Origin of the sequence: Mycobacterium sp. 1482292.6, from assembly GCF_001672995.1 — a bacterium.
Lineage (GTDB): Bacteria > Actinomycetota > Actinomycetes > Mycobacteriales > Mycobacteriaceae > Mycobacterium > Mycobacterium europaeum_A.
On the sequence record NZ_LZKV01000093.1, the window covers coordinates 1 to 10,780 of the forward strand.

Genomic DNA, 10,780 nt, shown 5'->3' on the forward strand with positions numbered 1-10,780 from the left:
GCCGCGTCGATCGCGGCTCTGTCGGCGAGGAGTTCGGCTGTGGTCGCGGCGTTGGTGTCGATGCGGGCGGCGCCGGTGGGGCTGTGCACCCACCAGCCGTCGGCGGTGCGGAGGACGGAAATGGTCACGAGATCGCTACTTTCAGTAATCCGATGAGCCGGTTGAGGTCGAATTCGTTGTCCGCGCGCAGGGCGGTGAGCATCGAGGTCAGCTGATGGCGGGCCGCGCGGGGGTCGGCGTCGAGGAAGTCTTTGGTCGCCGGTGGCCCCCACTGCGCCAGGCCGGATGCGGTGAAGGGGGCCCAGCCGGGTTCGAAGGTGTTGTCGAACATGTCACCGTCGGTGAAGTGTTCGACGAGGAAGCCGTCCGGGTCGCGCCAATAGTCGAACAGTTGGCTGCCCTGGATGTGGCGACCGATACCCCAGGACCGGTGGTAGCCGCGTTCACGCAGGTATTCACCACCGGCGGCCAGCGCGTCGAGATCGCTGACTTCGTAGGCGGAGTGGATGTAGCGGTTGGCCGGTCCGAGTGCCAGGGCGAGGGTGTGGTGGTCGGTCGGGGTGGTGCCGCGGTCGCAGCGGATAAAACTCATTGCCGGGCCGCGGGCGCGCTGGCCGGGGAAGAACAGGAAGTCGCTGACGATCATCCCGAAGGTGTCCAGATACCAGTTGAGTGTGCGCAGGTAGGTAGTGGACTGCAGTACGACGTGACCGAGGCGTTGCACGCGGGCGGGCACGCGAGGCGGCCGCACGGTGGCGTTGATCCGCGCGTCGTCGGGCCCGGTGTTGACGACCTGCGGGGCCTGAGCGGGTTGGGCCGGCAGCTCGTGGAGACCGGCGACGACCTTGACCGCCATGCCGCTGGGATCGGTCAGATGCACCGCCACTCCCCCGATCGATTCCGGGAGCGGCTGCAGCGAGGCGCCGGTTTTGTCCGCCAGACGGACCAGGTCGACCTCGTCGGCCGCGCGCAGCGCGAGTCCGGCGAATCGGCTGCGCTGCCCGCGACGCAGTACGACGCATGCCGAGCCGGCGTTGGTGCCGCGCAGATGCAGCTGCTGGGGCTCGCGTAGGGCGATGCCGAACCCGAAAGCTCGGGCGAAGGCCTCCGCGCGGACCAGGTCGGGCTTGTCGAACTCGAGCCAGGCGATGTCGGCCACCCGAATGATGGGATCCCGCGACCGGCCGGGATGTTCGCCGCGCAGGGCGCCCCGGTCGCTGTGCAGACCCGCGTGCCCGTCGCTCACTGGCGTCACTCTCTGTGCCACGCGCTGCCCTCCTCGCCTTTGATCTGACGAAATCGTCACATATGTACGAATGCTCAGTCAAGGGTTCTGACGATATCCTCAGGATTGAGCCGAACCTGATAACCTGTGGCCCATGGACATGCCCGAGCGCGATGCCGCTGAGTCGTCGAACACGCCGGTCAACCGCCTGGAACGACGCAAGATGCGCACGCGCAACGCTCTGGTGCGGGCGGCGAAAGGGTTTATCGCGCAGGGCAAACTCAGCGTTCCCATACTGGAAATCACCCAGGCCGCCGATGTGGGCATGGGGTCCTTCTACAACCACTTCTCGAGCAAGGAGGAGCTGTTCGCCGCGGCCGTGACCGACGCCCTCGATGACCTCGGTGCCCTGCTCGACGGCTTCACCGGATCGATCTCGGACCCAGCCGAAACTTTTGCCGCCAACTACCGCCTGAGCGGGCGACTGTTCCGTTACCGCCCGCAGGAGGCCGCGTTGCTGCTGGCGCACGGAGACTCGCTCATCCTGTCCGACCGCGGACTGTCGCCGCGGGCGCGACGCGACATCGCCGCGGCGATCGACCAGGGACGGTTCACAATCGGCGATCCCGAACTGGGCTTGGCCATCGCCGGAGGCATGTTCATCGGCCTGGCCACGCTGCTGCGGGAGCGTCCCGAACGTGACACCGACGCCACCGTCGACGCGGTCACCGAACGCCTCCTGCGGACGCTCGGCATGACGCCCAAACAGGCCAGCGCGCTGTGCCGCAAGCCGCTGCCCGACATCTCATCATTGCGCGAATCGCCCGTCGACTGGCCCACCCCGATAACACCCGCCTCGATCGACCCCCACTGAAACACGTTCGCCTCCGCGCGACCCCGATACCTTCTCGCGCTGCGAACGCGCGCCCGCGCGGTTAACATCGGTACATACTCCTGCGGCACAGCCAGCAGCCGCAGTTCTTCATTTCGCGTGGGACGCAGGACCGTGCAGAAGCCCGTCCCCACTTGATCCAAGGAAATTTCATGAACGACCCTCTGTTTGCCGGTTTTTCGGACGCCGGCTGGGATCACGCACCGTGGGATGTCGAACCGATATTCTCGGCCGAAGAAATGCAAATTTTACTAAACCCGGAGCTGTCGGTCGCCGAAGCCGCCGACCGCGTCGGCTGCGTCGAACACGACGTCCGACGTTTACGGCGAGCGGCCTCCTAGCCTCAGTGCATTCACCAAAACGGCCGGCTACTGGACGCTGCGCTCGGATCTGTGTTTAATCCTGATCGCCGGAACCGAGGCCGTGTTACGAGACGTGAACTGCTCGCGCATCGCGAACAGCGTTGTCCCTTCACGCACTTCGTCCGGTGGCGCTTTTCGATCAGGCGCGGTCGTGGAGCGTGACATGGTAGCCGTCGGGGTCGGCGAAGGTGAATGTCCGGCCGAAGGGGCCGTCGATCGGCGCGGAGACGATGGTGTGACCATCGGCGACGAGCGCATCGTGGATGGCCTGGACGTCGTTGGCGTGGAGCCAGATCGCGGTACCGATGCCGGGCTGAGCAACGGATGCGAGGTCGGTGCCCGGAATGACGTCGCGGAGTGCGAACGCGATCGGCTTCGTCTCGAACACGACGGCGTGCGGAGGCCCGGCCTGCGATCGGACGAGGCCGAGGTATCGCTCGTAGAAGGCCTGCGACGCAGCGAGATCGCGCGCTTGGAGCGAGATGAAGTTAGGACCGGTGACAGGCATGAGGCAACTCCTTCGACATATGTCAGTTTTCTGACATACGTGACTGTATGTCAGAATGCTGACATGAGTCAAGGCGGTGTGGGCGTCGACTTGGAGACGTCACTGGGTTACGTGCTGAAAGAGGCGTCGAGTGCACTTCGCGCAGCCATGGAGGAGGTGCTGCGGCCACTCGGGATGAGCGTGACGCACTACTCGTGCCTCGAGTTGCTGGCTCAACGCCCGGGCTTGTCGAACTCCGAGCTCGCCCGGGGCGCGTTCGTGACACGGCAGTCGATGAACGTGCTGCTGCAGGCTCTGGAACGAGACGGCTTCGTGACCAGGCCCGCCGAGGCACCCGTCGGGAAGGTCCTTCCGACCCGGCTCACACCCCGCGGCCGACGGAGCCTCGAGAAGGCGTCGGCGGCGGTCCGTTCCGTCGAGGTCAGAATGCTGGCCGGCCTTAGCGAGGCCGAGCAGTCACAGGCGTTCCGGATCTTGCAGAGCATGGTCCATTCCCTGCGCGACGGCAAAGACGGCGCGTAGCTCGTTCATTTGCGCTCCACGCGCCTGCAATGTCCGCAGGCGCCGCCGCCCGATCATCCGTGGCGGACGTAGCCGAATAACGGGGACGACGTGTCGAGACGCCGTGCAACTCCTTGTCGACACGGTTGGTTCTGGCGCGCTGCACCGATTCTCTTCATTGGGCCGAAAACTACATGATCTAAACATGATTGCCCAGCATGGACTGGCCAACCAGCGGGTCTGGGAATGGGCTGGCGGGTTGTACTTCGGCAAGCGGCCGCCCTCCCCGCGTATTGATCTGCAGCTCGCGACATTTCAGTCGCTGCGAACCTGAGCAACGCCGACGCGTGGGTGAGCCGGTCGAGGTGCTCGTCGTTCTTTTTGACGACCGGTTGATGACGTCCGTGGGGGCCAACAGGGCGGCCGCTTGCTGCTCGAACAGGGCCGTGTCCGGCAGGCCAGGGGTACCAAAGGTTTGTCGGATGCGGCTACCGAGCGTGCTGGGTGCGTCCTTGGCCACCCCCGTGAACGCGTCGAGCCCGGCTTCACGCATCATTCGGCGCCGACACCACGGCTGGGGCGCACAGCCGGCGGGTGCGTCTCCGAATGCACCAGTGGCTCCGCCCACGATCACTGGTGGCCTTGGTGTTCTTTGTCAGTTTGATTCGAGTTGAACCTTTTTCGTGGCCGGCGCGTTCTAGTGAGATAGCGATCGTTATTCCATCGAGGAGGTTGTGATGGCAGGTGTGGTGGAGCAGCGGTACGACGTTGTCGTGTGTGGTGCCGGGACGTCGGGGGCGGTGGTTGCGCGTCGACTCACCGCGAATCCTGATGTGTCGGTGTTGCTGGCGGAGTGCGCCTGGGTCCGAGTGTGACGAATCCCTTCCACAACCACCACGAAGCGACGAAAACAGGGATAAGGATGCTCGAATTGTTTGACACCGGAAGGCCCACTCAAAAACGTCGGCATTCGATCGTTTTCGTGCACGGAGCTTGGCATGCCGCCTGGTGCTGGCAGGAAAATTTCGTTGCCTTCTTCGTCGACCGGGGATTTCGCGTCTTGGCGCCCAGTCTGCGCGGTCACGGCCACAGCTCGTTGAGCAAGTCGCTGCGGTTGTGTTCGATTGCCGACTACGTCACCGATCTTTGTGAGGTCGTCGGCTCGCTCCCAGAGCCGCCCATCCTCGTCGGGCATTCCATGGGCGGCTTTGTCGTGCAGAAGTATCTTGAAACGCACGACGCACCAGCGGCCGTACTGATGGCTTCGACCCCACCACGCGGTGACCAGCTTGACTCCGTAATGCGCATGATATGTCGTCACCCTTGGCGTTCAACCAAATTCGCCCTGACCGCCAACCCGCTAGATCTAATGGGGACGTCCGCTGGTGCACGGCAGTTGTTCTTCGGTGAGGATGCGCCAGACAGCCTCGTCGACAGTTTTACGCGGCTCATCCAACCCGACAGCACGCGGGCGATGATGTTTGACACGGTGGTCGGTGATCTGGTCAAAACCAAGAAAGTCCGCTCGCCGATGTTGATCATCGGCGGCGAGCACGACCAAATTTATCGGCCCAAACACGTGCGTCGAACCGCCGCGGCCTACGGAACCAAACCGGTCCTCATTCCCGGCGTCGGGCACGAGATGATGCTCGAACCTCAGTGGAGGGCGGTCGCCGGATTGATCGAATCCTGGCTGACAAACCAAGGGCTCTAAGACCGCAGTCAAAGAACACCAACCAGATTGGAGTACGGTGAGCTTCACCAGCCCCTTCCCAGATGTCTGCATTCCCGACGTCCCTGTCTTCAATTACCTGTTCGACGGCATCACCGACGACGACCGCCAGCGCGTCGCGCTCGTCGAGGCGAACACGGGTGCCACGACACACTACGGGGAGCTGATTGATCACATCGAAGCATTCGCTGCGAATCTTGTCGCCCGCGGAGTCGGCGTCGGTGACGTGGTCGGTCTACTTTCACCCAACAGCACAGCATTCGCAGTCGCGTTTCACGGCATCCTGCGAGCAGGAGCGACCGCAACCACATTCAACGTGTTGTCGACAGCGGATGAAATTGCCCGGCAGTTGCGCGATTCACATGCTCGGATGATGCTAGCCGTCGATGAGCACCGCGAGAAGGCCGAAACCGCTGCCGCGCAAATGGGACTCGCGCCCGGCGAGGTGCTTATGCTCGACGAAGTCGATTTCAGGTCCCAGCCGGCTGTTCACTGCGCTGGTGCCAGAAGCTTTGATCCGGCCGACCACTTGGCGGTGCTCCCCTACAGCTCCGGCACCACCGGTCTTCCAAAGGGGGTGATGCTGACCCACCGCAACCTGGTAGCCAATGCCGCCCAAGTTCAACCCCTCAACCTCGTCGGTCCCGACGACGTCGTTCTGGCCGTACTGCCGTTCTTCCACATCTATGGCTTGTCTGTGCTGCTGACGGCTTCACTGGTGCCGCGCGCGAAGCTGGTCGTTATGCCTTCGTTCGACCTGGCCGCGTTCTTGGGCGCCATTCAGGATCACCGGTGCACCAAGGCATTCATCGTGCCACCGGTGGCCGTCGCGCTGGCCAAGCACCCAATGGTGGATTCCTACGACCTGTCCTCGCTGGAAGTCGTCATGTGTGGTGCCGCGCCGCTAGACGGCGAACTCGCACGCACGGTGGGCGCCCGACTCGGTGTGGCGGTGCTGCAGGGCTTCGGAATGAGTGAGCTGAGCGGAGTCGGCCACAGCATGCCCGTCGACGGGGGGCGGGATACGATAGGCGTTGTCGCGCAGGTGCATTCCTGCGGGTGGACTCTCCCGAACACGGTCAGCAAGCTTGTTGCGCCCGAGACCGGTGTCGAGATCGCGGTCCCCGACTACGGTGTCAGCGCAGCAGGCGAGCTGTGGATCAAGGGCCCGAATGTGATGATCGGCTACCTCGGCAACGATGAGGCGACAGCCGACACCATCGACGAGGACGGGTTCCTACACACAGGAGACCTGGCGTGCGTCGACGCCGACGGCTGTGTCTATATCATCGACCGCCTCAAGGAACTCATCAAATATAAGGGCTATCAGGTGGCGCCCGCTGAACTCGAGGCACTGTTGCTGACCCACCCCGCGATAGTGGATGCCGCCGTGGTTCCAGCCATAGACCCCAAGTCCGGCGAGGAAATCCCCAAGGCGTTTGTCGTCACCCCATCCTCCGCTTCGCTGACTGCCGCCGAGGTGATGGAGTTCGTGGCTAGAAGCGTCGCTCCATACAAAAAGATCCGTGAGGTCGAATTCACCACATTCATCCCGAAATCGGCATCTGGAAAGATTCTCCGCAAAAATCTGAGGGAGCGCTGAGATCCCGCTTAACGATCAACCGCCCGTACACCTCGCTCGTAATGCCCATCCGGCGGTGGGATGCAGCCATGACACGAAAGCCCAAAACTGCCTACGCTCGAAGTGGTGATCTGCACCTCGCTTTAACAGATTATGAGCGATCGCGTCGCTGCCGACCTTGCCGGTTCGCCTCGTTCAGCCGGTTGATCGTCACCGATCTTCTGGGCGTCGGCAGTAGTCATGCTGTCCCGGAGCGTTTGCGTTCGCGCGCTCACGTTCGTCGCGTCGGCGCGCCCGAAGTGCTCGCAGGTTCGCGGCGTTTCCGCACCTCTTTACGTTGCACCACGCGCCGCTGTTGTTCTTCGAGCGGTCGTAAAACGTTGTCCCGCAGAATGGCTTGCGGCATTGCTTGATCCGTCTCCATGTGTCATTCAGCTGACTTCGATAGATCTCGCTGAAGAGGGCCGACGCTAGCCAACGCCAGCCGCTGCCGGTGGGCATTATCTGCAGTCCATTGCAGTCCGACAGAGCGAAGGCTCCGCGAATGGAGCTGATACAGCTCAGCTGGCCATCATCGGGGGATCTTCCGTTGACCATTTTCGCGATGCCGTCGCGTAACTCCCGGAGTTTCGGCAGATCCTCTAGCTTGAGCGACGGCGGTTGGGCGTCGGCGCCTCGCAGCGCCGCCCACTTGGGCACCGTAGCGGCGCACCAGTTTCCTGTCAGTTCGACGTCGACCAGCAGATCAGTGTCGTACCCCTGGATGGGGGCCGTGTTGAGAAATTCCTGAACCAACACCAAGCTGTCGGGCGCGACTCCGAATTGACCTTGGCGTGGCTCGAACCGTTGTGAAGGCATCGGTTGTCAGGTGCAGGTGGCGTGGGGATCGGCAGGTTGCAGCGTCGATTGCATCCATCCTCCATTTCTGCGATGGCTGAATTAACTTGTGGTACATATCCGATGGCGATGGCGAATGAGAGCCTGTGCGGCGCTACACTTTTAGATTCGATGGTCAACTTTGATGAATTGTGCAGCCAGCTCGCCAATCACGACGCACGGTGCCATGGTGTTGGCCGTGCTGATACGCGGGATGATGGAGGCATCGGCGACACGCAGGCCCTCGATGCCGTAGACCTTCAGGTGTCCGTCGACCACCGACATCGAGTCACGCCCCATCTTTGCGGTTCCGCATTCGTGCCAGTAGGTGGTGACGGCGTCGCGCAGATACGTCTCCAACTCGGTGCCGGTCAGGTCGCCGGGCATGACCTCGCGCGCGACGAAAGGTCGAAGCTCTCGGGAGTTACCGATCTCGCGCAGGGTTTCGATGCACGCGATCGCGGTCTTGAAGTCTTCGGGGTCTGATAGCGCGCCAGCTTCGATCCGGATGGGATCGGTCGGGTCGGGGCCGGACAACCGGAGTCGACCGCGACTGTGGGGGTGCGTGGGCGCGCCGAACAAAGTCCAACCGCTCCGCGGCAGACCGTATTTCGCGGCATTTTCGGCTGTCGCTTTCGGGAATGGCCCTGAGCATGCGAAGAGGTCCGGACCCTGGACATCGGCAGCGCCGGAATCCCAAAACAGTGCCGACCCCACCTGAGTGCTGCCCTGGATGGTCTCGGGAAACTCCCAGACACAGTCGAACCCATAGTGGTCTTGAAGGTTGCGCCCGATCCCGGGCAGGTGCTGGCGAACGGGAACGCCGACTCGATGCAGTTCGTCTTGGTCGCCAATGCCGGAGTGCATGAGCACCTTGGGCGTGTGAATGGCACCGAGCGACAGCACGACCTCGGCGCTGGCGCGCACCCGGTGAACCGCGCCGTCATGGACGACCTCGACACCGGTGGCACGGTTGCCGTCAAAGAGCACGCGGGTGACCATCGCGTGCGGCACCACCGTCAGATTCGGCTGCCGCTGATGCGGGGCGACGTACGTGCCAAACACCGATAGGCGTTTGTTGTCGCGGCAGCGCAGGTCGACGATGGCAGCGCCGCGGGTCTCCTCCATCAGGCGGCCGTTGGCGCTTTGATACGTCGGAATTCCCAGTGCCCTAGCGGCTTCCAGCGTCGCTGCGGCGAGCGGATGCGCATCGGGCGCCGGTTGTACGAACACCAGCCCACCCCTGCCCCGATGACTTGGCTCACCGACGCCATGCCAATCTTCGATCCGGCGATACAAATCAAGGACGTTTGCGTATCCCCACGCCGGCTCAGCGGCTTCAGAGGCGTAGTGGTCCCAGTCGCTGCGGTGCCCCCGCGCCCAAATCATGAGGTTGATACCGGACCCGCCACCGAGCACTCTGCCCATTGAAAACGCGATGGCGCGTCCATGAAGCCGGCCGTCAGGATCGGAGAGGAATCCCCAATCACGTTCGCTGCCAAGGTTCGATGGCCACTGACTGGCCTCGGTCACGCTGGGGACGTCATCGCTGCCACCGGCCTCCAACAGTAAGACCTTGATGTCGGGATATTGGGCCAACCGACCGGCGATCACCGATCCTGACGAGCCAGCACCGCAGACGATGATGTCGTAGTCGAACCGCTGCTTCAACACAGTATCCACAAAGTTCTCCTGATCGTTCTCTAGGTGTACTTCTATAAAGACGTGCCGAAAGGGCGCTCGGTTCAACATGACTCAAGTCCCGCGTGGCCGCTCCCTGTCACTGGAGAAACACCATGCCGACGCGACCTCCAGCAACCGGCCCGAACCGACCACGCCCGCAACGGTTTACAAGTGCCTTGATGCCTGCCCTACGGAGTAGGGGACAGCAATCGCCAAGCCCTTTGCAGCACCGACGTTTCCACAATGCGCCGGACGACGTCCAATACCGAATCGGGCGCCCGGCCATACCTCGCGGGTATGACCGATCAGGGCTAGCCATCAGATAGCGGTCGTTATATAGTGATCGTTATCCAATAATCCACGATGGAAGGCAGTTGGATGGCAAGCAAGCAGGCGGTCGATTTCGCCGAGTTCTTGGCGGAGATCGGGAGGCGATCTTCGAACGTTAACTTTGACCTGGAGACGATTCGCGACGTCACCGAGAACATCCATTTGGCAACGAAGGAACCCGAAGGCGTCACGTATGCCGAGGTGGACGCGGGCGGGGTGGAGGCCTTGTGGTGCATCCCCGTAGACGGTGACCCCGAATCAGTGCTGTTGCATACGCATATGGGTGGCAGCGTGCTGATGTCGATGCATTCCGACCGGAAGGCAGCGGGGCACCTCGCGAAGGCGGCCGGCGCGCGCTCGCTAGTACTGAACTACCGACGTTCCCCGGAACACAAGTACCCGGCGCAAGTCGAAGACGTGGAAAGCGCCTACCGCTGGCTGCTCGACCAGGGCTACCGCCCCAACAAGATAGCCAGTGTTGGCCACTCGATCGGCGGCTATCTCGCAGTCGAGCTTGCGCTGCGTCTGCGAGATCGCGGCGAGGCACTGCCCGGCGCCGTGTTGTCCATTTCGCCGTGGACTGACGTCACGCTGTCCGGGGAATCCCTCAAAACCAACTCCGAGCGGGACAAGCTACTCACGCCGGGATTGCTCGAGCTGTTCCGGTCGTGCTGGCTCGATGGAACCGACGTGGAATACACCGACCCCCGGGTACACCTGCTGGAAGCCGACCTGTCCGGATTGCCTCCCATCGCGGTGTACTACGGCGAGTACGAGCTACTCGCCTCGGACGCCGTCGCTTTCTCCCAAAGGGCAAAGGAGGCAGGCAACGATGTCATCGTCCGACAGATCGAGCAGGGCCAGCATTCCTTCATCATGGGAGCCGGCCACGTTGACGAGGTGGACCGCGCGATTACCGAAATGGGTCGCTGGCTACGATTGACGCTGGGACTTAAAACGGCGGCGGCATAGCCACATGTCGCCGCTCGAATTGATCATGGCCTGACCACGGCCATTACTCCCCCGAGGCCGCCAGCTGCAGATGCTCGGATCGCTATCCGATGGCTACTCCTGATTGGTCATACCCGC

The 10,780-nt window shown here is 62.8% G+C and carries 12 protein-coding genes and 1 pseudogene; 8 read left to right on the top strand and 5 right to left on the bottom strand.

Features of this window, described 5'->3' with window-relative positions:
- Positions 1–128, bottom strand: a pseudogene (locus A5624_RS28135) (fumarylacetoacetase); the annotation flags it as partial.
- On the bottom strand, positions 125–1,267 hold the full coding sequence (locus tag A5624_RS09735) for a VOC family protein (RefSeq protein ID WP_066865269.1): 1,143 nt from the start codon (positions 1,265–1,267) through the stop codon (positions 125–127). The gene A5624_RS09735 and the pseudogene A5624_RS28135, both read right to left, overlap by 4 nt.
- Positions 1,268–1,379: 112 nt before the next feature.
- Between A5624_RS09735 and A5624_RS09740 the strand changes: the two genes are divergently transcribed.
- Positions 1,380–2,099, top strand: coding sequence for a TetR/AcrR family transcriptional regulator (locus A5624_RS09740; RefSeq protein WP_066865272.1), 720 nt, complete (start codon positions 1,380–1,382; stop codon positions 2,097–2,099).
- A 170-nt stretch (positions 2,100–2,269) separates the two neighbouring features.
- Positions 2,270–2,458 (top strand): hypothetical protein, encoded by a 189-nt coding sequence (locus A5624_RS09745; protein ID WP_066865275.1) that lies wholly within the window; start codon positions 2,270–2,272, stop codon positions 2,456–2,458.
- A 160-nt stretch (positions 2,459–2,618) separates the two neighbouring features.
- Here the strand turns inward: A5624_RS09745 and A5624_RS09750 are convergent, their stop codons facing one another.
- Positions 2,619–2,987 (bottom strand): VOC family protein, encoded by a 369-nt coding sequence (locus A5624_RS09750; protein WP_066865278.1) that lies wholly within the window; start codon positions 2,985–2,987, stop codon positions 2,619–2,621.
- A 63-nt stretch (positions 2,988–3,050) separates the two neighbouring features.
- On the opposite strand from A5624_RS09750, the gene A5624_RS09755 reads away from it, so the two are divergent.
- The 5 genes from A5624_RS09755 (at position 3,051) to A5624_RS09765 (ending at position 6,823) form a co-directional block, all read left to right on the top strand.
- Positions 3,051–3,509, top strand: a complete 459-nt coding sequence (locus A5624_RS09755; protein ID WP_066865281.1) for a MarR family winged helix-turn-helix transcriptional regulator — start codon at positions 3,051–3,053, stop codon at positions 3,507–3,509.
- 184 nt (positions 3,510–3,693) lie between these two features.
- Entirely contained in the window at positions 3,694–3,822 is a 129-nt protein-coding gene (locus A5624_RS29270; protein WP_255400043.1) for a hypothetical protein, read from the top strand.
- Between the two features lie 403 nt (positions 3,823–4,225).
- Positions 4,226–4,363, top strand: a complete 138-nt coding sequence (locus A5624_RS28140; protein WP_156748764.1) for a GMC family oxidoreductase N-terminal domain-containing protein — start codon at positions 4,226–4,228, stop codon at positions 4,361–4,363.
- A complete protein-coding gene (locus A5624_RS09760; RefSeq protein WP_156748968.1) occupies positions 4,360–5,202 on the top strand; it encodes an alpha/beta hydrolase in 843 nt (280 codons plus the stop codon). The genes A5624_RS28140 and A5624_RS09760 overlap by 4 nt, the downstream gene beginning before the upstream one ends.
- A 37-nt stretch (positions 5,203–5,239) precedes the next feature.
- Positions 5,240–6,823 carry an AMP-binding protein gene (locus A5624_RS09765; RefSeq protein ID WP_066865287.1) on the top strand — a complete coding sequence of 528 codons (1,584 nt, stop codon included), beginning with the start codon at positions 5,240–5,242 and terminating at the stop codon, positions 6,821–6,823.
- A 189-nt stretch (positions 6,824–7,012) separates the two neighbouring features.
- Here the strand turns inward: A5624_RS09765 and A5624_RS27340 are convergent, their stop codons facing one another.
- Together A5624_RS27340 and A5624_RS09770 are read right to left on the bottom strand one after the other, a co-directional pair.
- Positions 7,013–7,600, bottom strand: a complete 588-nt coding sequence (locus A5624_RS27340) for a CGNR zinc finger domain-containing protein (protein WP_232002235.1) — start codon at positions 7,598–7,600, stop codon at positions 7,013–7,015.
- 201 nt (positions 7,601–7,801) lie between these two features.
- The gene (locus tag A5624_RS09770; RefSeq protein ID WP_066865290.1) at positions 7,802–9,361 is read right to left on the bottom strand and encodes a GMC family oxidoreductase; all 1,560 of its coding nucleotides are present in this window, start codon (positions 9,359–9,361) and stop codon (positions 7,802–7,804) included.
- A 378-nt stretch (positions 9,362–9,739) separates the two neighbouring features.
- Here A5624_RS09770 and A5624_RS09775 point away from each other — a divergent pair, with 378 nt between their 5' ends.
- On the top strand, positions 9,740–10,663 hold the full coding sequence (locus A5624_RS09775; protein WP_066865293.1) for an alpha/beta hydrolase: 924 nt from the start codon (positions 9,740–9,742) through the stop codon (positions 10,661–10,663).
- The last annotated feature ends 117 nt before the right edge of the window (positions 10,664–10,780 follow it).